General features: G+C 70.5%; 21 protein-coding genes. 9 read left to right on the forward strand and 12 right to left on the reverse strand.

Annotated elements, in window-relative coordinates; genetic code table 11:
* Positions 1-33 precede the first annotated feature (33 nt).
* The 3 genes from ACVWW9_RS08460 to ACVWW9_RS08470 are packed head-to-tail and all read right to left on the reverse strand — an operon-like array spanning position 34 to position 3,930.
* A complete protein-coding gene (locus ACVWW9_RS08460) occupies positions 34-1,512 on the reverse strand; it encodes a lipopolysaccharide biosynthesis protein (protein WP_456515120.1) in 1,479 nt (492 codons plus the stop codon).
* Positions 1,509-2,795, reverse strand: a complete 1,287-nt coding sequence (locus ACVWW9_RS08465; RefSeq protein ID WP_456515121.1) for a polysaccharide pyruvyl transferase family protein — start codon at positions 2,793-2,795, stop codon at positions 1,509-1,511. Before ACVWW9_RS08465 ends, ACVWW9_RS08460 begins: the two co-directional genes overlap by 4 nt.
* Positions 2,779-3,930 (reverse strand): glycosyltransferase, encoded by a 1,152-nt coding sequence (locus ACVWW9_RS08470; protein ID WP_456515122.1) that lies wholly within the window; start codon positions 3,928-3,930, stop codon positions 2,779-2,781. The genes ACVWW9_RS08465 and ACVWW9_RS08470 overlap by 17 nt, the downstream gene beginning before the upstream one ends.
* A 196-nt stretch (positions 3,931-4,126) precedes the next feature.
* On the opposite strand from ACVWW9_RS08470, the gene ACVWW9_RS08475 reads away from it, so the two are divergent.
* The 8 genes from ACVWW9_RS08475 (at position 4,127) to ACVWW9_RS08510 (ending at position 13,502) form a co-directional block, all read left to right on the forward strand.
* Positions 4,127-5,242 (forward strand): glycosyltransferase, encoded by a 1,116-nt coding sequence (locus ACVWW9_RS08475; protein ID WP_456515123.1) that lies wholly within the window; start codon positions 4,127-4,129, stop codon positions 5,240-5,242.
* On the forward strand, positions 5,239-6,411 hold the full coding sequence (locus tag ACVWW9_RS08480) for a glycosyltransferase family 4 protein (RefSeq protein ID WP_456515124.1): 1,173 nt from the start codon (positions 5,239-5,241) through the stop codon (positions 6,409-6,411). The genes ACVWW9_RS08475 and ACVWW9_RS08480 overlap by 4 nt, the downstream gene beginning before the upstream one ends.
* Positions 6,412-6,569: 158 nt before the next feature.
* Positions 6,570-7,448, forward strand: a complete 879-nt coding sequence (locus tag ACVWW9_RS08485) for a glycosyltransferase (protein ID WP_456515125.1) — start codon at positions 6,570-6,572, stop codon at positions 7,446-7,448.
* Between the two features lie 13 nt (positions 7,449-7,461).
* Positions 7,462-8,217, forward strand: a complete 756-nt coding sequence (locus ACVWW9_RS08490) for an arsenate reductase/protein-tyrosine-phosphatase family protein (protein WP_456515126.1) — start codon at positions 7,462-7,464, stop codon at positions 8,215-8,217.
* Between the two features lie 112 nt (positions 8,218-8,329).
* A complete protein-coding gene (locus ACVWW9_RS08495) occupies positions 8,330-9,826 on the forward strand; it encodes a sugar transferase (protein WP_456515127.1) in 1,497 nt (498 codons plus the stop codon).
* Between the two features lie 52 nt (positions 9,827-9,878).
* Positions 9,879-11,276, forward strand: a complete 1,398-nt coding sequence (locus tag ACVWW9_RS08500) for a polysaccharide biosynthesis tyrosine autokinase (RefSeq protein ID WP_456515128.1) — start codon at positions 9,879-9,881, stop codon at positions 11,274-11,276.
* Positions 11,277-11,341: 65 nt separating this feature from the next.
* Positions 11,342-12,229 carry a UTP--glucose-1-phosphate uridylyltransferase GalU gene (gene galU, locus ACVWW9_RS08505; protein WP_456515129.1) on the forward strand — a complete coding sequence of 296 codons (888 nt, stop codon included), beginning with the start codon at positions 11,342-11,344 and terminating at the stop codon, positions 12,227-12,229.
* A gap of 106 nt (positions 12,230-12,335) precedes the next feature.
* Positions 12,336-13,502 carry a nucleotide sugar dehydrogenase gene (locus ACVWW9_RS08510; RefSeq protein WP_456515130.1) on the forward strand — a complete coding sequence of 389 codons (1,167 nt, stop codon included), beginning with the start codon at positions 12,336-12,338 and terminating at the stop codon, positions 13,500-13,502.
* 25 nt (positions 13,503-13,527) lie between these two features.
* Here ACVWW9_RS08510 and ACVWW9_RS08515 read toward each other — a convergent pair whose 3' ends face one another.
* Entirely contained in the window at positions 13,528-14,001 is a 474-nt protein-coding gene (locus ACVWW9_RS08515) for a VanZ family protein (RefSeq protein ID WP_456515131.1), read from the reverse strand.
* 92 nt (positions 14,002-14,093) lie between these two features.
* On the opposite strand from ACVWW9_RS08515, the gene ACVWW9_RS08520 reads away from it, so the two are divergent.
* On the forward strand, positions 14,094-14,552 hold the full coding sequence (locus ACVWW9_RS08520; RefSeq protein ID WP_456515132.1) for a histone-like nucleoid-structuring protein Lsr2: 459 nt from the start codon (positions 14,094-14,096) through the stop codon (positions 14,550-14,552).
* Between the two features lie 62 nt (positions 14,553-14,614).
* Here ACVWW9_RS08520 and ACVWW9_RS08525 read toward each other — a convergent pair whose 3' ends face one another.
* The 8 genes from ACVWW9_RS08525 to ACVWW9_RS08560 form a co-directional block, all read right to left on the reverse strand.
* Entirely contained in the window at positions 14,615-15,370 is a 756-nt protein-coding gene (locus ACVWW9_RS08525) for an SGNH/GDSL hydrolase family protein (protein ID WP_456515133.1), read from the reverse strand.
* A 44-nt stretch (positions 15,371-15,414) separates the two neighbouring features.
* Entirely contained in the window at positions 15,415-16,500 is a 1,086-nt protein-coding gene (locus tag ACVWW9_RS08530) for an acyltransferase family protein (RefSeq protein WP_456515134.1), read from the reverse strand.
* A gap of 117 nt (positions 16,501-16,617) precedes the next feature.
* Complete coding sequence (locus tag ACVWW9_RS08535) at positions 16,618-17,991, reverse strand: maltokinase N-terminal cap-like domain-containing protein (RefSeq protein WP_456515135.1); 1,374 nt, start codon at positions 17,989-17,991, stop codon at positions 16,618-16,620.
* Positions 17,992-18,093: 102 nt separating this feature from the next.
* Entirely contained in the window at positions 18,094-19,401 is a 1,308-nt protein-coding gene (locus tag ACVWW9_RS08540) for a trypsin-like serine protease (RefSeq protein ID WP_456515136.1), read from the reverse strand.
* Positions 19,402-19,546: 145 nt separating this feature from the next.
* A complete protein-coding gene (locus ACVWW9_RS08545) occupies positions 19,547-20,500 on the reverse strand; it encodes a DUF4349 domain-containing protein (protein ID WP_456515137.1) in 954 nt (317 codons plus the stop codon).
* Positions 20,501-20,589: 89 nt separating this feature from the next.
* Positions 20,590-21,576 (reverse strand): TetR/AcrR family transcriptional regulator, encoded by a 987-nt coding sequence (locus ACVWW9_RS08550; RefSeq protein WP_456515138.1) that lies wholly within the window; start codon positions 21,574-21,576, stop codon positions 20,590-20,592.
* Positions 21,577-21,590: 14 nt separating this feature from the next.
* Positions 21,591-22,418: an aldo/keto reductase gene (locus ACVWW9_RS08555; protein WP_456515139.1), complete on the reverse strand. Its 828-nt coding sequence runs from the start codon at positions 22,416-22,418 to the stop codon at positions 21,591-21,593.
* A 68-nt stretch (positions 22,419-22,486) separates the two neighbouring features.
* On the reverse strand, positions 22,487-23,689 hold the full coding sequence (locus ACVWW9_RS08560; RefSeq protein ID WP_123697269.1) for an MFS transporter: 1,203 nt from the start codon (positions 23,687-23,689) through the stop codon (positions 22,487-22,489).
* Between the last annotated feature and the right edge of the window lie 14 nt (positions 23,690-23,703).

The following is a 23,703-nucleotide window of genomic DNA, read 5'->3' on the forward strand; positions in this document are numbered from 1 at the left end:
GCGCTCGCTGAGCGTCGTGACGAACGGGGCTCGCTAGCGACGTCCTCGGACGACTGCGCTCGCGTCCGCGAGGGCCTTGTCGAACGTCGGGCGGTGGACGAGAAGAAGGTATGCGGCGTACGTGACCATGCCGGCCAGCGTGCCGACGATCATGCGAGCCCAGGGCTGCAGCTCGGTGAGGAAGAGTGCGCCGTACGCGGCGCAGGCCACGAGTGACCCGACGATCGCAGGGGTCAGCACGCGAAGCTGCCGGACCCATGGCAGTCCTGCGTGCTTGACCTGGAGGCCGAAGATCACCGGGGTGAGGAGGATGCCCGCGACGGTGTAGCCGACGGCGACGCCGAAGTATCCCCAGGGCATCCCAGCGACCATCCCCGATATCTGCACCCCAGCAGCCAGGATGTTGAAGCGCAAGTGAGTCCGCGCCAGGCCAAGGCCGAGGAGGACCGGCGCGTTGACCGCCGTCACGGCCTGGCGTGCTCCGGTGATCGCGAGGACCTGGAGCACGCCGACGGCGGGCAGCCACTGATCGCCCAGGACCGTGGGGACGGTATCCGGCGCTGATACCGCGATCAGACCCATGAGTGGGAACGCGATCAACGAGATGTGACCGGTCGATCGAAGGATGAGCTCGCCGACGCGAGGCAGGTCTGAGCGCGACCGGGAGATCGCGGGGAACAGCACCCGCGTGACGACCTGGCCGATCATCTGGATCGGAGTCAGGAGCACTCGGTACGCGAGGGAGTAGTAGGCGAGCGCGTCGGCACCGAAGAATCGTCCGACCAGCACGTTGTCGGTGTTCCGGGACGCGAACGAGATCAGGTTGCCGGCGAACACTCGGCCGCTGAAGCCGGCGTCGTTGCGGAGCACGCTCAGCTTGAGGTTCGGTGCCGGCGGACGCGCCGCCCACTGGAGGATGACGGCGGAGACGAGGTCGCTGACGATCAGCTGCAGGACAAGGGCCCAGTAGTCCGCGCCGAACGCGAAGCCCACCACGCCAGCGATCCCGCCCATGGCGCTGCCCGCGATGTCGGCGACCGCGATGGCCTTGAAGCGCATCCGTCTCATGAGCAGCATCCGGGGGACGACGGCGGCCGCCTTGAGGATGAGCCCCATCCCGAGGGCGATCAGCACGAGGCTCAGCTCTGGTGTTCTGAAGAACGTGGCGATCGGCCCCGCGAGCAGCACCGAGAGCCCCGCCAAGGCGGCGGCCAGGAGGAAGTTGACCGTGACTGCCGCGCCGGCCACATCCCGGGTGACTCGAGCGCGAGAGATGAGCGCAGCCGTCAGGCCCTGGTCGAGGATCAGCGTCGTCAACGCGATGTAGATCGCCGCCTGGGCGATGATGCCGTACGCCTCAGGCCCGAGCAGCCGAGCGAGGAGCAGTGAGAACGCGAGCACGAGCCCCTGGCGACCGACGAGGGCGATGGCGTTCCACTTCACGCCGTTGACGCCGGAACGATCACCTTCGTCGCCGTAGTCATGCGACTCGAAGACGGCAGCTCGGTTCACTGCTGGAGGAGCCTGCGAAGATGCCCGGCTGGCGAATCGGCTTCCGCTCGAAGCTGCGCCAAGCGCTCGTGCGACAGCTGGGCTCGCCCGGGCTCCTCCAACAGCATCTGGATCCGCTCGGTCATCCACTCGGGGGTGACGTCTTCGATCTTGACCACGAAGTCGGAGAGCCCGAGATTCGCGAACAGCTCGAGCGTCTTGAACTCGTAGGCGATCGCGATCACCGGGACCCGGGAGATCAACGACAGGATCGCGAGGTGCATCCGGGTGGTCACCACGAGACTCGTGGAGGACAGCTCGCTGAGCAGGTCACCCGGGGAGTGGAACTCCCGGTCGACGTCGACGTCCACGCCAGCGAAGATCCGTGCGGCCTCTGCGGAGTCGTCGTACGCATACGATGGGACGCCTTGGCAGGTCGACAAGGCGCGGACGTCCCATCCACTGGACGAGAGCAGCGCGCCGGCGGATCGCATCGACGCCGCGTAGGCGGCAGTGTCGAACGACGCCGCGTCGACGCCGCGGGACCACTCACGCACGGAGAGCAGGGCGCGTCGGGCCGGTTCGACGGCCGCCGTCGATGCAGTCGGCGCCGGGGCCGTCAACGCGAAGACGGCATCCGGCACCTCTCGTGCTTCGGCGTCAGAGCCTCGCACCCGCCGTGACCACGCTCGGGCGGACCGATCGTCCCTGAAGAAGACCGCGTCAGCCACGGCGCCGATCCGCTCGATCTGCGACACCGCCCGAGATGATTCGAACGGCCCCATGCTCTGGGTCCACAGGATGACCCGCTTGCCGAGGACGTCAGCGAGCCGGAGCTCGAGGACTCGGGCCTCGAAGTTGTAGTGGTCGACGAGGTAGGTGCCTCCGCTGCTCACCACGACGTCCAGCTCCTCGAAGCGCCGGTACGCGCGCGCGAACCTCGACCGTCGGACGAGCGGTGCCTCCAGGAGCCGGGATGCCCGACGGTCGTCGGTCAGGAGTCGTACCAAGCGATGCCTGACGCGCTGGAGCACGTTGCGGAGGCGCGCGGGCTCACGAGGTGGGGAGACGGAGAGCTGCTGGTGGATCTCCCATTCGGGGTACAGGCGCGACGTCACGGCGGCGTTCGAGTCGAACGCCACGATCTGGCAGGCGTCGCCGAACGCTCGTCGGAGCGAGACCGTGATCGCCTCGAAGATCGCCGCGTCTCCGGTGTTCGACAGCACGGCATTCGTCACGCCGATGAGCACCGGTCCGGCGGGCGGCGGCGACTCGATCGACCTCATGTCATCGGACATCGTCATAGATCCCTTCCAAGAGGCGGGTCTGCTTGGCAAGGTCGAAGTGCGTCCGGACGCGACGAGCGCCAGCGAGGCCGAGCTCCCGAGTCGCGCGCGGATCGCTGAGCATCTCGTCGAGCGCGGCAGCGATCGCCGACACGTCGTGCTCATCGACCAGGGTGCCCACGTCGTCGCTGTTGATCGCTTCCGGTATGCCGGAATGCCGCGTGGCGAGCACGGTCGTGCCGAGCGACATCGCCTCGATGAGGGCGATCGGCAGACCCTCACGATCGCCGTTGCTCGCGGTCACGCTCGGCAGGACGAAGACCTCGGCGCGCCCGACCATCGCGCGCACCTCCTCCGGCTCGATCCGTCCGACGAAGTCGACGCGCGACTCGACGCCGAGCTCGCGCACCTGGGACCGAAGGGCCGGCGCCAACGGCCCGTCCCCGATGAGCGCCAGGCGATGATGAGGGTGACGCTCGCTGATCTTCGAGAAGGCGCTGATGAGATCCGTCGTGCCCTTCTTCTCGACGAATCGCGCGACGTGGACGATCAGCGGCTCACGCTCGCCCGGTCGAACCGCATACTTCACGGTGTCCACACCGATGTAGTGCGTGAGCAGCTTGTCCTCGGGAAGTCCCGCGCGAAGGGCAGCGTTGCGAATCTCGTCCGAGACGCAGATGAGCCGCGCGGCACGATCGCCGAGCTTGTGGCGCTCCAGGGCGTAGCGAATGGCGACCGGCTTGCGCGAGCGCAGGAGCTCCGAGGGGCGGACCGTGACGTCTCGGCCGTGCAGGGTCACGACGAGCGGAAGCGCGAGGCGGTGCGCAGCAGCGCTCGCGTAGAGGCCGTCGGGACCGAAGTGGGCGTGCATGACGTCGGCGCCGTGGTCGCGCAGGACGCGCTCGAGATTGCCAGAGCGGGCGGTGACGGCGTACCGGAGGTCGGCGATAGCGGAAGCCCCATCGCTCGAGGAGTACGCCTCCACGTCTGCGGGAGTGTGGTGCAGCGGTCGTCGAGCGACGAAGAACGGGGCATACCTCGTCAGCGCGCCGGCCTGCGCTCGGATGAAGGTCTCAGACGCGACGAAGAGATTGTGTCGAAGGACGGCGACGCGGTTGGTGGCTGTGGCATCGGGCTCGGGCGTTGTCGGCACTCATGTCTCCAGATTCGGGATGTCCTCGAGGATGTGCGACGCTGCGACGATCGATTGGTCACCCACCCTACCGGGAGCCCCGAACGCGTCCGGGGCATGCGCGGCTGTGCCTCAAGGGCGACCCATCTGCGCGCGGCCAGATCAGAGGATCGCGACGAACCGGGTCCTGGCGCGTCCCCCGCGGTAGAATCGTCGAGTGCCTCGACCTCGGATCGCCATCGCCCACGACTATCTCACGCAACGAGGTGGTGCGGAGAAGGTCGTGCTCGCGCTGCACCGAGCCTTCCCGGAGGCGAGCGTGCACACCACGCTGTACGAGCCGTCCGAGACCTATCCGGAGTTCACGGGCGTCGATGTTCGCGCCGGAACGCTCAACCGGATCAAGCTGTTCCGCAAGCGCCATCGCCTCGCGCTGCCGTTCCTGCCGGGTGCCGCCCAGCGGATCCGGGTCGACGCTCAGCACACGATCGTGAGCTCGAGCGGGTGGGCCCATGGCTTCCAGGCGAGCGGATCGAAGATCGTGTACTGCCACTCCCCGGCGCGCTGGCTGTATCACGCCGACGCCTACCTGGGGAAGTCGAGGTTCGGGCCGCGGGCGGTCGCCCTGGCGCTGCTGCGGGCGGGGCTCAAGCGATGGGATCGGAAGCAGGCGCTCTCTGCGACGAAGTACTTCGCGAACTCGACCGTGGTGCAGCAGCGGATCCGCGACGCCTACGGCATCGACGCGGAAGTGCTGCCGGCCCCTCACTCCGTGGACATCCATGCAGTGCAAGAAGCGGTGGACATCGCGCCGCTCGGTCAGCCGTTCTACCTGAGCATCTCTCGCCTGCTGACGTACAAGAACGTCGACGCCGTCGTGGCGGCCTTCAACGAGCTGGGATTGCCGCTGGTGGTGGTCGGTTCCGGTCCGGAGCAGAGGCGGATCGCCGCGATGGCCGGGCCGACGATCGTGATGCGCGAAGCGCTGTCCGACGCGCAGATGCGCTGGCTGTACGACCGCTGCCGCGCTGTGGTGTCGGCGAGCTACGAGGACTTCGGCTTGACGCCGATCGAGGCCGCCAGCTTCGGCAAGCCTGCGGTCGTGCTCCGCTGGGGAGGGTTCCTCGACACGATCAAGGAGGGGGAGACGGGGGAGTACTTCGACGCTCCCGAGCCCGACGCGATCGTCGACGCCGTCAATCGCTTCCAGTCGCGGGAGTGGGACCCGGAGGCCATCAAGGAGCATGCAGCGCTCTTCAGCGAGCACCGGTTCGCTGAGCGGCTGCACCGGGAGATCGCTCGCATCGACGCATCCGAAGCGGATCGGACGTGAGTGACGCGCACCCGCGCGAGGGAGCGGTGCGGGTCGCGTTCTTCGACCACAGCAGCGAGCGGGGCGGCGCGGAGATGGCGCTGGCGCGGGTGCTGCGATCCGAGGTGCCTTGGAGCGCCACGCTGGTCACGCCGAGACGCGCCTCTCGAGAGACCGTGTTCGACGCGCTCGCGCCCGGCGTCCACCACGTGGAGATCGGTGTCGCGCAGCCGCCGTTGGCGTCACGTCGGGCCAATCGCTTCGCGCCCCTCGGCGCCGCGGCCCGGATCATGTCCACGGTCTTGGCGTTGACCCGAGCGCCTGAGCTCCGGGCGGCCGACGTCTTCGTCGCCAACACCACACGATCCGGCGTCTACGTGGCGCTCGCGGCGCGGGTGCTGAGGAAGCCGTTCGTGCTCCACCTGCGAGACCGAGTCGAGCCGGCCGCGATCGGTGGGCTGGCGACGCAGCTGATGCGGCGCATCGCGCTCCCGGCAGCCGCAGCGGTCGTCGCGAACTCGCAGGCGACGCTGGCGACGACCGACGGGCATCTCCGCACGGAGCGCGCCGTGGTGCTCCCCAGCGCTGCGGGGCTGCAGCCGTCCGGTGCGGCTGCACCGCTCGTGCGGCCGACGGTGCAGCGGGTCGGCATGGTCGCCAGGATCGACCCGTGGAAGGGCCAGGAACTGTTGATCAGGGCGTTCGCCTCCGTCGAGGAGCTCCGGTCGGCCACGCTCGACTTCCTCGGTGCGCCCGCGTTCGGCCATGACGCGTATGTCGATGACCTCCGGCGGCTCGCCACGGAGCTCGGTCTGCAGGAGCGCGTCAGGTTCCTGGGCCATGTGGCCGACGTCGCTCAGGCGCTGCAGGACCTCGACATCTGCGTCCAGTGCTCGATCCGCCCAGAGCCCCTCGGGCAGAACGTGCTGCAGTATCTGTCCTCAGGCCGTCCCACGATCGTGGCGGACGAGGGCGGACCAGCCGAGTGGATCACGCACGACGTCAACGGCCTGAAGTTCCGGCCTCGGGACCAGCATGACCTGTCGGCCCAGCTCCGCCTGCTCGCGGTGGACGCGGAACGACGAGCCCGCATGTCGGCCGAGGCGCAGCGCACGCCGGGGCTCCTGACCGACGTCGAGGTCGCAGAGCGGCTCTGCGACCTGGTCTCGGACGTGGCGCGAGCGTCGTGATGCGCGTGTGCTTCGTCGCTGCTCCCCTCATCGCGCGGAGTGGCGTCTACAACTCTGCGATCGAGCTCGTCACGGCCGGACGCGCGATCGGACTTCCCTGGACAGCGGCGCTCGGCGTCTCCAGCACGGCTGGCGGGAGGTCGGCCGAGGTGGACGGTGTGACCGAGTTCGTCGCCGAACCCGCTGGCGTCGGCGGGATCATGCGCCTGCGCGGTGCGCTGCGCGCGACAGCGGCCTACGCGGACGCCGATCTGGTCGTGAGCCTCGTCCCACAGAGCGACATGGTGCTGGCGCTGGAACGACGCCGCTGGATCGCATACGTGCGTGGCCTGCCATGGCCGGAGCGCAACGAGGCTTCGCTCGCGAAGCGGACGGTGTGGCGGTGGCTCGAGCGCCTGGCGCTGCGTCGCGCCGAGGAGCGCTGGGTCACGACCGAGATCCTCGCCCGTGGGCTGGGCCGCGATGTCGACCGCATCGTGGCGCCTGGGATCCGGATGCCGCAGCAGCGACCGGCCGAGGGGAGGCAGCTCGGTAGCGACATCGTGTGGGCGGCTCGGTACTCGTCAGACAAGAATCCTCAGCTCTTCATCCGGACGGTGCAGGCGACCGGCGTGCCCGGTGCGATGTATGGATCGGGGCCCCTCGAGGAGGAGCTGCGCGCGGCGGCGGCAGGCAACCCTCGCGTCCCCGGATGGATCGCGAAGGATGAGCTCTGGGACAACGCCCGCGCGTATGTCGGAACGTCCACCAGGGAAGCGTTCGGGCGCAGCGCGGTGGAAGCCGCGCTGCACGGGATCCCGCTGGTGCTCTCCGACCAATTCGGCTGCGCGGACATGCTGTTCACCGACGTCGGCCTCCGTGAGCGGCATGTGCTCCCACTGGATGAGCCGGCCGCGTGGGAAGCGGTCGTCCGTCGCCTCTCGGAGGACACTGCGTACGCCGACGCAGTGGGGCTCCACGTCCAGGAGAACGCGCGCGCGCTCTCCATCGGCGCAGCGGTCGATCGCGTCGCCCGGGCGCTCGACGCCGTCGGCTGACGCGACCTCGGTCGTGCCTTACGGGTTCGACGCCGTGCCCGTAACACGCTGGACACCTCTTCCCGCTACCGTCGATCGCATGCCCTTGCCGAGTCAGCGCGAGGTCGCACACCGCGACCGCTCCCGCTTCCGCGTCCTGACGGTGTGCACCGGCAACATCTGTCGATCGCCTCAAGCGGCGATGCTGCTCTCGCAGCGCCTCGGCGCCGCCTTCGGGGCCGATGCGACCCGGCAGCTCAGCGTCGAGAGCGCAGGGACGCTCGGCTTCGACGGCAGCCCGATGGATGCCCCAGCGCTCGCCGAGGCGCGCCGCTTGGGCATCGCGCACCCTGAGGTGCATCGCGCTCGACGCATCCAAGCGGCCTACGTCGAGCGCGCGGATCTCATCCTCGGGATGTCGCGCGAGCACCGTGGTGCCGCTGCCAGCCTCCTGCCGAGCGCGAATCGTCGCGCGTTCGCACTCGTCGAATTCGCGCGCATCGTCGAGGTGCTCGCGGCACGCGAGCTCGAGTCGCAGGTCGCGCCGTTGGGGGCCGAGGGGTTCGCCTCGTTCATGCACGGCGTCGTCGAGGCAGCCGGGAGGATGCGCGGAGTGGTCCCCGCGCTCGCGCGCCGAGAGGACTACGACATCATCGACCCGTACCGACTGCAGGCTTCGGTGTACCGCGAGTCGGCCGACGCGGTGGCAGCCTGGACCGCCCGGACCGTCGATGCGCTCGTATCGCTGGCGGCTCAGAGCAGGCCGTCGCCGACGAAGCACGGAATCTAGCGGATGGCAGAATCGCGCGCCGCGTCTTCGGGAATCCTTGAGGCTTATCATGGTGAACGTTAGAAGTTCTTGGGAAGCGGATGCGGAGACGTCGGATGGTGGAGGACAAGCAGTGAGCAGCCTCCCCCCGAGCGCGTCCCAGACCATCTCGCTTCGGCGATCGTCACCGCCGTGGGTCGCCCGCTTCCCCGAGCGCCTCCTGCTCTCCGACATCGCCTGCGTGATCGTCGCGGTCGGCATCGCGCAGTTCGTCAACCTCTCCGTGCTGGGCGACCGCGATCTCGTCGAGGGCATCGATTGGCGAGGTGTCGTGGATCCGACCTGGTTCAGCGTCATCATCGCTGCAGCGTGGCTCTTCGCGCTGGCTGCCTCGGGCTCACGCGACGCGCGAGTCCTGGGGGCCGGGACCACCGAGTACGTGCGCGTCTTCAACGCGTCGTTCTTCGTCTTCGGTGTCATCGCGATCACCGCATATCTGACCGAGTACGAGTTCGCGCGCACCTACGTCGCTATCGCGATGCCGACCGGACTGGCCTTCCTGCTCATCTCCCGCCAGGTCTGGCGTCAGTGGCTCACCCGCATGCGCGTCCGCGGCTACTTCCAGAACCGCGTCGTGGTGGCGGGCTCCGCGGCTGGCGTTGCCCACATCGTCGAGCAGCTGCGGTCGGCCAAGCGCGCGGGGTTCGGCGTGCAGGGCGTCTGCGTGCCGGGAGGGGTGGCCAACGGCCGGCTCCGCAAGCTCGGCGTGCCCGTGCTCGGCGACATCGACGACTCGATCGACGCTCTCGCGCGTGTGAACGCGCACACCCTCGTGCTGACGGGCAGCGACGACCTGTCGCCCGAGAAGATCCGGGAGCTCAGCTGGCGCCTCGAGCCGGGCAGGCAGCACCTCATCGTCGCGCCGGCGCTCACGGACGTCGGCGGTCCGCGGATCCACACGAGGCCTGTTGCCGGCCTGCCGCTCATCCATGTCGAGACGCCGCGCTTCGAGGGGTCCGAGCGGTTCATCAAGCGGATGTTCGACATCCTCGCGAGCCTCGCGCTGATCCTCGTCCTCGCCGTGCCGCTGCTCGTGCTCGCGCTTGCGGTGAAGCTCGACTCGCCGGGTCCGGTGCTGTTCAGGCAGGAGCGCATCGGATTCCGCGGCCGCACCTTCCGCATGCTCAAGTTCCGGTCGATGCGCGTCGACGCGGAGCAGGTCCTGGCGACGCTGCTCGACGAGCGCGACGAGGGGCATGACGCCGGCAACGCCGTCCTCTTCAAGATGAAGCACGATCCGCGCATCACGCGGGTCGGCCGCTTCATCCGTCGCTTCTCGCTCGACGAGCTGCCGCAGCTGTTCAACGTGGTGGCGGGGGACATGTCGCTCGTGGGGCCACGGCCTCCGCTGCAGCGCGAGGTCGACCTCTACGAGCAGCACGTGCACCGCAAGTTCCTGGTGAAGCCCGGGATCACGGGCTTGTGGCAGGTGAGCGGTCGCTCGAACCTGTCGTGGGAGGAGTCGGTTCGGCTCGACCTCTACTATGTAGAGAACTGGTCGCTCATCGCCGACCTGCAGATCCTCTGGCGCACCGCGAAAGCAGTGGTCGCGCGAGATGGCGCGTATTGACGCGAACACAGCACGTCTCGCTCGAGGCGCTGCGACCGAAGGGAACCCATCCGTGGAGCTGAGCGACTACCTGCGAGTCGTGCGGAAGAACGTCATTCTGCTGCTCGCGCTCATGCTTGCCGGCGTCGGCGTCGGTGCGCTGATCGCGACGGTGCAGCAGCCGTCGTACAGCGCGCAGACGCAGGTGTTCGTGTCGACGCAGGGCGGCGGTAGCAGCGCCGAGCTGGTGCAGGGCAACTCCTTCACGCTGTCCCGAGTGAAGACGTATGCGAGTCTCGCGACCTCCCAGGACGTGCTCGAGCGGGTGATCGCAGACCTCGGGTTGACGCTCGACAGCCAGACGCTCGCGGAGTCGGTCGCGGCCAGCCCCGTGCTCGACACCACGATCATCGAGATCAACGCGGTCGACGAGGATCCGGCGCTCGCTGCACGCATCGCCGATGCCGTCGCGGCGAGCCTCGCGACCACCGTGGCCGAGATCGAGTCACCGGGTGAAGGCGGAAGCCCGGTGCAGCTGACGACGGTGGAGCGGGCGACCGTGCCGCAGACGCCGGTCAGTCCGCGGCCGATGCTCAACGTCGCGCTCGGCGCCCTGCTCGGTCTGGCGCTCGGCATCGCGATCGCGCTCCTGCGAGAGGTGCTGGACACCCGCATCCGCGACGAGCGCGGCCTCAAGCTCGTGACGGAGCTGCCCGTGGTGGGCTCGATGACCTTCGACCCGAAGGCCAAGCAGCGTCCGCTCGTCGTGCACTCGGACCCGCTCAGCCCTCGCTCCGAGGCCTACCGCACCCTGCGCACGAACCTGCAGTTCGTCGAGGTGGACGGTCGCAGCCGCACGTTCGTGGTCACCTCCTCGACGCCGAGCGAGGGCAAGAGCTCCACTGCGGCGAACCTCGCACTCGCGCTCGCGGATGCTGGCGAGACCGTGATCCTGATCGACGCGGACCTTCGCAAGCCGAAAGTCGCCGAGTACATGAACATCGACGGCAGCGTGGGCCTCACGGACGTCCTCATCGGGCGGGCGGAGCTCGTCGACGCCGTGCAGATGTGGGGCGAGTCGTCGCTCTACGTGCTGCCGTCGGGCCAGATCCCGCCGAATCCCAGCGAACTGCTCGGCTCCAAGTCGATGCAGGCGCTCATCACGCAGCTCGAGACCGAGTTCGACTGGGTGCTCTTCGATGCCCCGCCGCTCCTTCCCGTCACGGACGCGGCGGTGCTGTCGCGCAACACCGCCGGGGCGATCATGGTCGTGGCGAGCGGCAGGGCGACACGTCATCAGCTCGACGTCGCGCTCGGCATGCTCGAGAACGTGGACGCGCCCGTCGCGGGCGTCGTCCTGACGATGCTGCCGGCGAAGGCCGCGAACGCCTACGGCGCCTACGGTGCCTATGGCGAGGGCTACGCGCTGAGCAAGACGAAGGCGAAGGCGAAGGCGAAGGCGCGCGGGTAGCGCCCGCGACTGCGCGACGCCTCTCGGACACAGTCGCGTAACCATCGATCGATAGGTTCATCACCATGCAGACCTCCGTCACGAAGGCCGTCATCCCCGCCGCAGGGCTCGGCACCCGGTTCCTGCCCGCGACCAAGGCATTGCCCAAGGAGATGCTGCCGGTCGTCGACAAGCCCGTCATCCAGTACGTGGTCGAAGAGGCGGTGCGCGCAGGGCTCGACGACGTGCTGTTCGTCACCGGGCGCAACAAGAACGCGCTGGAGAACCACTTCGACCGCGCCACCGAGCTCGAGGCGACGCTCATCAAGAAGGGCGACGTCAAGCGGCTCGCCAAGGTGAAGCGCTCGTCGGGGCTCGCGAACATCCACTACACGCGGCAGGGCGACCCGCTCGGGCTCGGCCACGCCGTGCTCCGGGCACGCGCGCACGTCGGCGACGAGCCCTTCGCGGTGCTGCTGGGCGACGACATCATCGACGAGCGCGACCACCTGCTCGAGCGGATGGTCGAGGTGCAGTCGACGCTGCAGACGACGGTCGTGGCGCTCATGGAGGTGCCCGAGTCGCAGGCGCACCTGTATGGCATCGCCACGGTCGAGGCGACCGAGCAAGACGATATCGTGCGCGTGACCGGACTCGTCGAGAAGCCCGAGGCCGGCACGGCGCCCTCGAACCTCGCCATCGTCGGCCGCTACGTGCTGCGCCCCGAGGTGTTCGGCGTGCTCGAGCGCACCGAACCCGGCAAGGGTGGCGAGATCCAGCTCACCGACGCGCTGCTCGAGCTCGCCGGTGACGAGGCCGCGGGCGGCGTGCACGGCGTCGTCTTCCGCGGACGCCGCTATGACACCGGTGACCGCCTCGACTACATCAAGGCCAACGTGCTGCTCGCCTCCGAGCGCGAGGACATCGGCCCGGAGCTGCAGGACTGGCTCAAGCAGTTCGTCGCCGGCCTCTGAGCCGGCCGCGAACGACCACGAACGCCCCCGAAGTAGGGTTGACAGGGTGCCGCACCGGCGCCCTGAGAGCGACGTCGGCGCCCGCCGGCAGAGAGTACGAGCAGCTGTGAAGATCGTCGTCGTCGGCACCGGATACGTAGGCCTCTCGAACGCAGTCGTCCTCGCGCAGCACCACGACGTGGTCGCCGTGGACATCGACGAGCGCAAGGTCGAGCAGGTGAACGCGCGCATCTCGCCGATCATCGACGTCGAGCTCGAGGACTACCTCGCCACGAGGCAGCTGAGCCTGACCGCGACGACGGACGCGGCAGCGGCCTTTGAGGGCGCCGGGCTCGTCGTGGTCGCGACGCCGACCGACTACGACCCGCAGGAGAACTTCTTCAACACGAAGTCGGTCGAGTCGGTCATCGAGCACGTGGTGGCGGTCGCCCCCGATGCGACGATCGTCGTGAAGTCGACCGTGCCCGTCGGCTTCACCGAGCGGATGCGTGCCGCGCACCCGGGCGCGCACATCGTCTTCTCGCCGGAGTTCCTGCGCGAGGGCCGCGCGCTGCACGACAACCTGCACCCGTCGCGCATCGTGGTGGGCGACACCGGCGAGCGCGGACGGCAGTTCGCCGACCTCATGGTCGAGGGCGCGGAGGCGAAGGACGTGCCCGTGCTCCTCACCGACCCGACCGAGGCCGAGGCGATCAAGCTCTTCGCCAACACCTACCTCGCGCTGCGGGTCGCGTACTTCAACGAGCTCGACACCTACGCCGCGACGCACGGCCTGGACGCCGCGCAGATCATCGGCGGCGTGGGACTCGACCCGCGCATCGGCACGCACTACAACAACCCGTCGTTCGGGTACGGCGGGTACTGCCTGCCCAAGGACACGAAGCAGCTGCTCGCGAACTACGAGGACGTGCCGCAGAACCTCATCGCGGCAGTCGTCTCGGCGAACACCACGCGCAAGGACTTCGTCGCCGCCGACATCCTGCGGCGCGAGCCGAAGGTCGTGGGCATCCACCGGCTCATCATGAAGTCGGGCTCCGACAACTTCCGGGCGTCGTCGATCCAGGGCGTGATGAAGCGGGTGCGCGCCAAGGGCGTCGAGATCGTGCTGTACGAGCCGGCGCTCGAGGAGGACACCTTCTTCGGGTCGGAGATCATCCGCGATCTCGACGAGTTCAAGCGGCGCTCCGACGTGATCGTCGCGAACCGGCGCTCCGAGGAGCTCGAGGACGTCGCCGAGAAGATCTACACGCGCGACATCTACGGCCGCGACTGAGCGCAGCGCGCGTGCGCTGAGGTCGTCAGCGTCGGAGCGACCGCCGCCTGGCTCGCAGGACGATCGCCTCGGCGATCGCCGCGATCGCCGCGCCCGCGAGCGCGCCGAGGCCGTTCGCGGCGACGTCGAGCAGGGACGTGACCCGGGCGGGCATGAACAGTTGCGCCGTCTCGACGCCGGCGCTCGCGGCGACGCAGATCGCGGTGGCGAGCCACCATCGGCGTGCGCCGAGCACGAACGTCAGCAGCAGCGCGACGGGCACGAGCATCGCGACGTTCGCGAGCACCTCGAGTCGCGTCCAGCTCAGCCACTCGAGCAGCGTCCGGTCGTGCAGCCATCCGAGCCCGCGGACGACGAGCGGCTTGGTGCGCGCCTGCAGCGGCGTCGGCAGCAGGGTGATGAGGAGCGCGACGGGCGCGACGATCGCGAGGCCCACGGCGCCGACGCGGCGCAGGGACGCCCTGACGGCGCGCGCGTGGATCTCCCAGAGCCGGCTCATGCATCCAGTCTGCACGGCACGCTCGGCAGCATTGCGCACGGACGCATGGTGATGCCTCTGGGACGTTCGAGCATGGGCATCAGCCTGCGCGAATGCAATCGCCCGCACCGATTGTTCTCGCGAATCGCCGCGAGGAAGTGGGGGACATTATCCGGCGAATGCGAAGCGAATTGGATTCGTGGACATCCGGGAGTATTCTCTCCGTTATGGCTAAGAAGACAATGGTGCAACTGGTCGACGATATCTCAGGTGATGCGATCGGCGACGGCGAAGGCCGCACCGTGCGATTCGCATTCGACGGGGCAGACTACGAGATCGACCTCACGAACTCCCACATCGAGGAGTTCTCCAACGCGCTCGAGGACTACGTGCGCGCATCGCGCCGCGTCTCCGGGCGACGCAAGACCAATGCTCCCGCCGGCCGGAGCGGCGGCAGCAGCGGCAGCGGCGAGACCGCGGCGATCCGCGAGTGGGCGGAGTCGCAGGGGCTGAAGGTCGCGACGCGCGGCCGCATCCCCGCCGACATCGTCGACCGGTACAACAACCGCTGATCCGACGCAGACGACGAGAGCGCCGCCCCGAGGGGCGGCGCTCTCTTTCGTCGTCGGAGCGCTCACCGCGCGAGGAGCTCGTCGATCCGCTGGGCGATCAATGCCAGGCCCTCCTCGTTCGGGTGGAGATCGTCGTAGGCGATGAGATCGGGCCGGTCGAGGAACAGGTCGCCGAGATCGAGGTATTCGGCCCCGGCATTCTCGGCAGCCGCTGCGACGTGCTCGCGCAGCGCGAGCAATGCGTCGGGCGTGGGGGAATCGTCCCAGAGCGGCGACGTGACGATGAGCCGCACATCCGGCAGCTGGCGCCGCACCTCTGCGTAGAAGGTGGTCACCGCTTCCTCGACGTGCGCGCGCTGCAGGTCGTTGCGGCCGCCGGAGACGACCAGGATGTCGGGATCGGCGTCGACCGCCCTCGGCAGCACGCCGATGTACGACTGGCATCCGCTCGATGCGCAAGTCCCGTCCGCGCGCCCGGTGGAGTAGCCGGTGCCGGCGATCGCGAGGTTCTCCACGCGCCAGCCCCGCAGCTCGCCGAGCATCGCCGGGAAGCCCGCTCCGCTGATCGGTGTGGCGGTGCCGACGGTGTACGAGTCGCCGATGAAGACGGCGAGCGGGGCGTCGGCTGGGTCGGCGGGCGACGTCGTGGTCGGCGCGGGGGTCACCGACGCGCCGGGTACGGAAGGACGGGGCCAGAGGAGCAGCACGGCGAGCGCAACGGACGCGATCACCGCGAGGGCTGCGATCGTCACGCTCGCGCGGCGCGGCACTCGGGCCCGGGCCGCGGCCGCCGGGTCACCCGGCCTCGTGTCGCTCATGGAGCCATCTTGCACGCGGTTCCGGTCGGCTGTGTCCCCTCGACTCAGGCGCTGACGGACGGCTGCGGCGGCGGGCTCTTGCTCGCCATCCGTCGAAGCCGTCGTTCGACCGGGCGCTCGAAGCACTCGTGGAGCAGGCCGGATGCGGTCACGGCGACGCTGACGACGACGAGGAGCAGGGCGGTCGTGGCCGCGGCTCCCGGCTCGCCGACGATCCTCTCAGCGATCTGCACGACCGGGACGTGCATCAGGTAGAGCGCGAAGGACCACTGCCCGAGCCTCACCATCGGGGTCGACCGGAGCATGCCGCCCCGTCCCTCGAGATCACCGACAGCGCCGGCCGCGATCACGGCCGCGAAGCCCGGGAGCATCCAGAGGTCGGCGATGAAGTAGGGCAGCCGCCGGGGAGACTCGAGGATGACCGTCGACGCCGTCACGATGACGACGTACAGCAGCGTCGTGACGATCACGGCGCGCGCGAGCGTGAACCTCGGCCGCCATCCTCGTCGGACAGCGATCGCCAGCAGGACGCCGATGACGAACTCCCCGAGCCGGTACGGAGGCAGCGTGTACAGCACCAGGGCCAGTTGCTCTCTGGGCAGCAGGAACGCGCAGGCCAGGCCGACGGCGACGAGCGCCGCGAAGACGACCGCGGATGCGCGGATGGGACGGCGGAGGCGGCCGAGCGGGCGGATCAGCAGCGGGAACAGGAGGTAGAAGAAGAGCTCGCAGGACAACGACCAGGAGGGTGCGTTGAAGGCGAATGTGCTCGCCTCGATGGGCAGCCAGGCCTGCGTGAGCGTGAGGACGGCGGGCAGGGCGAACCAGGGCTGCGGCATCCCGAGCGCGAGTTCGACGGCGATGGCGATCGCCGTCGTCAGCGCATGCAGTGGCCACACCCGGGCGAACCGGCGCCAGTAGAAGCGTCCTGCGGTGTCGTCGCGCTGATGGGTCCAGGCGAGGACGAAGCCGGATAGGACGAAGAAGAACGTCACCCCGGTGTAGCCGAGCGCTGCGACCGTCGTCAGTCCCGGTATCCCGTCGAAGCGCTGCGAGAAGTGCAGCAGCACGACGAGCAGGGCGGCGAAGAAGCGGAGGCCGGTCAGGCTGAGGAGGTGAGCAGGGCGCATCGTCGCATCCTTCGTCAGCCCCCGCTGTGCTCGCCGACGAACGGCGACCATGAGCGCGACTGTACTCGGGTTCGGCCGACGCGCAATCGACGTCCCGAGGCGCCAGGCCGCCGGCGACTACTCGACGGGCGCCTGCCCCGGAGCGCTGCTAGGCCCGTCGGGGGCGGTGACGAGCGCGCGGACCGCCTCGAGCGGGACCGCCACCCAGCTCGGTCGGTTGCGCACCTCGTAGACGACCTCGTAGAGCGCCTTGTCGAGCAGCAGCGCGGTGAAGACGGGGTCGGACTCGTCGACCGTTCCGGCCGCCTCCGCGTAGCCGGCCAGGAACTCCGCGCGACGCTGCCACACCCAGTCGCCCGCCGCCGCGCCGTCGGCGTCGGGCAGCTCCTGCAGCGCGGAGCCTGCGGCGTAGTCGAACGAGCGCAGCATGCCGACGACGTCGCGCAGCCGCGGCTCGCGCACCATCCGCTCGTGCATCGGCCGCAGGGGCTCGCCCTCGAAGTCGAGCAGCACCCAGCCGCCGTCCGCGCCGCGCAGCACCTGGCCCAGGTGGAGGTCGCCGTGGATCTGCTGCAGCTCTCCGAGCTGCCGCACCTCGCGCAGCCGGTCGGCGGCCGCCTGCAGCTCGTCGTGGAGCTCGCCGAGCACGCCCGCCGCCTCCTGCCGCGCCCACGCCATGCGCTGCTCGAGGCCGGTGATGAAGCGCAGCGTGTCGGCCTCGCTCGCGCTGGCCGTGCCCATGGCCGCCGCGAGGTCGCGGTGCACCGTCGCGACCGCCTCGCCGAGCGCTCGGGCGTCGGGCGCGTCCCCGGGCTGCTCGCCGCGCAGCGTGGCGAGGGCGTGCTGGCGGAACAGCTCCCACGCGTCCTGCCCGCCGGCGACGAACTCCGACACCGCGAGCAGGTGACCGGTGACGAAGGCGTCGCCCGCCGGCCAGCCGGCCGTCACGGACGCGAGCAGGTGGGGGATGCGGTCGCAGCCGGCCCTCGTGAGGGCGCCGGTGACGACGACGTCGGGGTTGTCGCCGGGGGAGACGACGCGGAAGACCTTCGCGATCCAGGTGCCGTCGCCGCCGATGATGGAGGTGTTCGACTGCTCGCCCGTGATGACGCGGATGTCGCCCGCTGGTGCGGGGTCGGCGGTCGCGTCGCCGTCGAGGCCGTTGACCGACCGCCTGCCGGTCGCGACGTCGATGAGCGCCTGCACCGCATCCGCATCGCCGCACGCGTCGACGAGCCAGCGGCCGTCGAGCTGCGCGATCGGGGAGCTGCCCGGCTCGTCGCGCCACGCGACCGGCACCTGCAGCAGGGTGTCGCCCGCGCGCAGCAGCAGGATCTCGGCATCGCCCAGGTCGTAGCTCGTCTCGAGCGCGATGTCGACCTCCTGGCCCTTCAGCGGGTACCAGCGAGTGGTCGGCATCCAGCCCGCGACGGCGGTCAGGACGGATGCGTCGGTGAGGGAGGGAGCGTCGGTCGGCGTGGGGTCGCTCATGGTGGCCATCATGCCGGGTGGCTCTGGATGCTGGCTATCAGCCGGTGGTCTCGACGCGGACGGTGCGCCGCACGCACCGTCTCGCCTGACCGGCGGCAGCGACTACGGCAGGGTGTGCAGCTGCAGCCCGTAGATGACCGTGCCGAGCTGCGAGACGGGCGCCATGAGCCCCTCGACGGCGCAGGTGCCGCCGGTGCCGCGGATGCCCGACACGACGCCCACCGCGCGCGCGCCGGCATCCGTCGGACGGCTCACGACCGGGCCGCCGGAGTCGCCGAGGCAGAACGCCGAGGAGCCGCTCGAGCGCACGATCTGCACGTGCATGCACTCCGAGCCGCGCGGGGTGCCGTAGCAGGTGACGTAGGCGCCGCCCGCGGTCAGGTCGCACTTCCAGCCGGTGACCTGGCCCGACGAGCACAGCTGGTAGCCCGAGGGCGGCCAGGTGGTCTGCGTGCCGGTGATGTCGACGGTCGTCGTGTTGCCGGTGTAGATGCGGGGGAGCGTGCGTGCGTCGTAGGACGCGGCGATGACGCCGAGGTCGAACGGCAGCTCGCCGTCGTTCAGCTCGGCGACCAGGTCGCTGCGCCCGATCGACGTGCCGGCGGCGTTGCGCACCGCGCGGTCGTCGGCGTAGTCGCTGCAGTGCGCGGCCGTGACGATCACGGGGCGGTGGCCGTAGAACCCGGTGAAGCCGGACGTGCACGAGACGAACGAGCCGCTGCGGAACTGCGTCTGCACGCGCATCCCGCCCGACAGCACGGCGACGTCGTTGGTGCGCGCCGTGCGGATGGGGGCGACCGCCGCCGGGTCGATGGCGGCGCCTGCCTCGAGCGGCACCGCGGCCGCGTTGGCGGGCACGGTGTCGGTCTGCGCGACGGTGACCGACGCGCCGACCGCGGCTGCGGCATCCTCGGCCTCGTCGATGACCTCGCGCACGTCGCCCTCGACCGCGATGGGCTCGGTGCCGGCCGCCCGAGCCGCGGATGCGGTGGGCACCTCGACCGAGAGCGTGTCCTGGCCGATGCCGATCGCGAAGGCGCCCTCGACGGGCATGGACGCCGCCATGTCGTAGGCGATCTCGAGCAGCTCCGCCTCGCTCGACTCCTGCGCGACGAAGCCGACGTCGATGCCCTGGGCGCGCGCGTCGCGGGCGATGGCGCGCACCTCGCTCGGCACGTCGCCGGCCCAGCCGATGCGGATGGTCCCGGCGACCGGGTCGCCCTCGATCGTGCCGATGCGCGAGACGGGCGTGCGGGCATCCCACGAGGCGATCTCGTCGATCACCGCGAAGTGCGCCTCCTGGATGGCAGGGATGTCGTCGGCGGAGACCGCAGGGGGCGCGGGCGGGACGGCGATGAAGGTGGCGCCGAGACCAAGGGTGATGACGGCAAGGATGAGCGGGCGGCGCAAGCGGGGACCTCGTGACGGGCTGGGGAGCAGGACCGACGCTGAGCGTAGCGCGGAGTTCAACCTCAGGTCGAGGGTATTCGCAATCTTTCCCCGCCGGGACGTTGCCGATGTCGCAAGGCGCGCGGCCCGAGCGCCGCTGGCAGGATCACTCCACGGGAGTCGGCGTCGCCGGGTTCTCGACCGCCGGCCCGGCGACCGTCGCGCGCTGCGGGCGCCGCTTGAGCGCGCGGCGGACGATGAGCCAGACGGCCAGGCCGAGCACCGCGAGCACGATGAGCGTCGGCACCGCCTGCCCGAGCGCGAAGAGCGCCGCGGCGCCCCAGGCCAGGAACGCGCCCCACCCGGCGACGAGCCCGTCCCAGAAGCTGGGCGTGCCCGTCGGCCCCTCGACCGTGGTCGAGCGGATGTCGACGCCGATCGTCGACATGGCCACCAGGTCCTCGAGCGCGCGCTGCTGCGAGCGCAGCTGCTCGAGCTCGCTCGTGCGCTCGGTGAGCTGCGCCTCGACCTCGAGCAGCGTCTCGGTGTCGGCGGCTGTGGTCAGCAGCTGCGTGAGCCGGTCCACGGAGGTGCGGGCCGCGTTCACGCGCACCTCGAGGTCGCGCACCTGCGCCGTCACCTGCTCCTCGCCCATGTCGACGCGGGTCACCTCGCCGAGCTCGCGGAGGGCCGTGAGCATCGTCTCGACCTCCGCCGCCGGCACGCGCACGGTGAGCGTCGCCCATGCGGGCTCGAAGTCGGTGGACGCGCCCTCGGAGCGGCGGTCGATCGCGCCGCCGCGGGCGACGGCCGCGTCGGAGACCGCATCCGCCGTCGCGATCGGGTCGCCGACCCGCATGCTGAGGGTGCCGGAGATGATGACGGAGCGGTCCTCGTCGCCGGCGACGCCACCGAGATCCTCGCCGGCGCCGGGGATGCCGACGCTCGGCTCCTCCGCCGGGCTGCCGCCGAGATCCGGCACGCCGCCGTCCTGGCCGCCGCCCTCCTGGGCGGGCGCGCCGACGACCGGCGACTGCGAGGCGCCCATGGCGCCGCAGCCGGTGAGGAGCACGGTGCCGACGACGACGATGCCGGCCATGGACAGGAGTCTGCGGGTCATGCTTCCAGCGTGCGCGCGCGCCGGCCGAAGCACAGCCCAACCTTTCGCACGACTCAGGCGTCAGGCGACGCCGGTCGGGGCGGTCGCGATCAGTCTCGGGGGTCGCCGCGCTTCGCGGCCTTCGCCTCCGCCTTGGCGGCGCGCAGGTCGGCCTTCGCCGCTGCGCGCGCCTCGGCTGCCTCGTTGCGCGCCTCGACCGCGTGGAGCCGCTCGGCCGCCCTGGCCACGGCATCCGCCGCCTTCGCCTCCGCCTGCCGGAGCCTGGCGCGCGCCTCCTCGACGACCTTGCCCGCCTCGCGCACCTGCTTGTCGTCGAGGATCGACGCGGGCAGGCGCTCGAGCGGCTCGTCGGGCTCGTTGCGCTCCAACCAGCGCTCGATGCCGTCGAACAGGCGCGAGAGGCCGAAGCCGAAGCCGCTGCCGTCGTCGACGTCGTTCGACTGGAACGCTCCGGCGCGCACCGCCGGCGCGAGCAGCGGGAAGCGCTCGTCGGTCACGAGCTCGGGCAGCGCACGCCGCACGTCCTCGTCGACCGCCGCGTCGCTCGACGCCTTCGAGTAGAGCGCGATGTAGCCGAGCAGCAGCCGCAGCGTGGGCAGCTTCATGCGGTCGGGCGCGGGCACACCCTCGAGCGCGGCGAGGCCCGCTTCGATGATCGCGAGCCGGTTCGGCGTGGTGGGCGTGGAGCTGGGCGGCAGGTCGGCGAGCCACGGATGCGCGTCGTACGCGGCGCGCACGAACATCGCCCACTCGCGCAGCCGCTCGCGCCAGGTGCTGCCCGCGCCGGGCACCGTCACCTCGCTCGCCGTGTCGTACATGAGCAGCAGCAGGCCGTCCTTGCCGGTGACGTACCGGTAGAGCGACATCGGCGCGACGCCGACCGCCGCGGCGACCTTGCCCATGCTGACGGCCTCGAGCCCCTCGGCATCGGCGATCTGGATCGCCGCCTCGACGATCTGCTCGGTCGTGAGCTCGCGCTTCGGGCCGCGGTGCGGCAGCTCGGCGACGCCCCACGTCACGGCGACCGCGTGCGGCAGGTCGGGGGTGGGGTCGATCGGCTCGATCGGGTTCGTCACAGCTGCCTCGTCGCTCACTGGCGGTCGTCAGGATGGGTGCCGGTGCGCTCGCCGGTCTCGAGCGCGGCGATGGCGGCGACGTCGTCGTCGTCCAGCGAGAACCCGTCGACGTCGAGGTTCTCCCGCAGGCGCTGCGGATGCGTCGACTTCGGCGTCAGCGCGCCGCCGAGCTGCAGGTGCCAGCGGATGATCGCCTGCGCCGGGCTCACGCCGTGCGCGGCGGCGATCCGCCCGATGACGGGATCGTCGAGCAGCCGCGACCTGCCGAGCGGGCTCCACGCCTGGGTGACGATGCCGTGCGACGCGTGGAACGCGCGGAGCTCGTGCTGCGGCAGCCACGGATGCGACTCCACCTGGTTCACGACCGGGGTGACGCCCGTCTCGCCGATGATGCGCCGCAGGTGCTCGTCGGTGAAGTTCGAGACGCCGATCGATCGGATCCGGCCCTCGTCGCGGAGCGCGATCAGCGCGCGCCAGACGTCGACGAACTGCCCGCGCGCCGGGCGTGGCCAGTGGATCATGTAGAGGTCGATGGCGGAGCCGAGCGCGGCCTCGCTCGCCGCGAACGACGCGCGCACGGCATCCGTCGACTGGCTCTGCTCGCCCCAGAGCTTGCTCGTGACCGTCAGGGTCGCGCGGTCGAGCCCGCCGTCGACCGCACGCCGCACCGCGTCGCCGACCTCGCGCTCGTTGCCGTAGAGCTCGGCGCCGTCGATGAGCCGGTACCCGGCCGCGAGTCCTGCGTCGACGACCGCACCGGCCTCGTCGGCGGGCACCTTGTAGAGGCCGAAGCCCAGCGCGGGCATGCTGCGCCCGTCGAGCAGGGGCAGGTCGGCGGGCATGGCTCGATTGTCGCAGGCTGGGCCCACTCGGCTCCTCCCTCGCTCGGGGGAGGCTGTCGGTGCCGCGGTCAGCGCGGCAGCTCGACCGGCGCGGTCTCGGGCGGCTCGCCGATGCCGTGGCGCAGGTCGGGCTGGTGGCGGCGGAAGACCGCCGCGATGGTCGCGGCGATCGCCACCATCACGACCGCGACCCAGACGCCGCCCACGCCGCCGATCGCGTCGATGCAGACGCCCGCCACCGCGGAGCCGACGGCGGCGCCCAGCAGCTGGCCGGTGCCGATCCAGGCGTACGCCTCCGGGGTGTCGGCGAACTTCACCGTGCCGGCGATGATCGCCGAGAACGCGGCGAGCGCGGGCGCGGTGCCGATGCCGGCGATGAAGAGCGCGATCGAGAGGCCCACGACCTCGGTCATCGGCAGCGCGATCGCCATGCCGATGAGCACGATCGTCAGCCGGATCGCGACCGACCACGGCGTGATGCCGCGGCTGCCGAGCGCGAAGCCGCCGATGAGCGAGCCGAACGCCGAGACGGCGAGCACGATGCCTGCCTCGAGCGCGCCCTCGCCGAAGGTCGCGACGACGCCCGCCTCGACCGCCGAGAAGCCGCCGATGAACATGGCCGAGACCACGACCGAGAGCAGCACCGGGGGCTTCCGCAGCACGCGCCCGAGCTTGCGCGAGGTCGGCGGGATGCGCAGCCGCCGCACCTCCGGCGAGACGATGAAGAAGGCGGCGCCGACGGCCTGGATCGCGATCGTGACGAGCAGCGTCGGTCCGGTGCCCATGACCGAGACGAGCAGCGTCAGCAGCACCGGCCCGAAGACCCAGATGATCTCCTGCAGCGCCGCGTCGAACGAGAACAGCGGCGACAGCAGCCGCTGCGGCACCATGCGCGGGTAGAGCGTGCGCACGGTCGGCGTGACCGGCGGCATCGCGGCGCCCGCGACGGCGCCGGCGAGCACATCCGCCCACAGCGGCACGCTGAGCGTGGCCATCGACAGCAGCGCGGCCACCGACACGGCGGTCGTCGTCACGAGCACCGCGACGGTGCCGAAGCGGGCCATCAGCCGGGTGACGAAGGGGCCGGCGATCGCCATGCCGACCGAGAAGGCGGCGAGCACGAGACCGGCGGCCGTGTACGAGCCGTGCTCGTGCTCGATGTGCATGAGGATGCCGAGCGAGTACATGCCCGCGGGGAAGCGCGCGATGAGCTGCGCGAGGATGATGCGCGCGAGCCCTGGGACCCTCAGCACCTCACCGTACGCGCGCACCAGGACAGCCTAGA

The organism is Agrococcus sp. UYP33, from assembly GCF_054060915.1.

Excerpts from the sequence above, each read along its gene's own strand:
- ACVWW9_RS08465 (WP_456515121.1), bottom strand. The coding sequence starts at position 2,795 with ATGACGATGTCCGATGACATGAGGTCGATCGAGTCGCCGCCGCCCGCC.
- galU (WP_456515129.1), top strand. The coding sequence starts at position 11,342 with ATGCAGACCTCCGTCACGAAGGCCGTCATCCCCGCCGCAGGGCTCGGC.
- ACVWW9_RS08515 (WP_456515131.1), bottom strand. The coding sequence starts at position 14,001 with ATGAGCCGGCTCTGGGAGATCCACGCGCGCGCCGTCAGGGCGTCCCTG.
- ACVWW9_RS08520 (WP_456515132.1), top strand. The coding sequence starts at position 14,094 with ATGCAATCGCCCGCACCGATTGTTCTCGCGAATCGCCGCGAGGAAGTG.
- ACVWW9_RS08525 (WP_456515133.1), bottom strand. The coding sequence starts at position 15,370 with ATGAGCGACACGAGGCCGGGTGACCCGGCGGCCGCGGCCCGGGCCCGA.
- ACVWW9_RS08530 (WP_456515134.1), bottom strand. The coding sequence starts at position 16,500 with ATGCGCCCTGCTCACCTCCTCAGCCTGACCGGCCTCCGCTTCTTCGCC.
- ACVWW9_RS08535 (WP_456515135.1), bottom strand. The coding sequence starts at position 17,991 with ATGAGCGACCCCACGCCGACCGACGCTCCCTCCCTCACCGACGCATCC.
- ACVWW9_RS08545 (WP_456515137.1), bottom strand. The coding sequence starts at position 20,500 with ATGACCCGCAGACTCCTGTCCATGGCCGGCATCGTCGTCGTCGGCACC.
- ACVWW9_RS08555 (WP_456515139.1), bottom strand. The coding sequence starts at position 22,418 with ATGCCCGCCGACCTGCCCCTGCTCGACGGGCGCAGCATGCCCGCGCTG.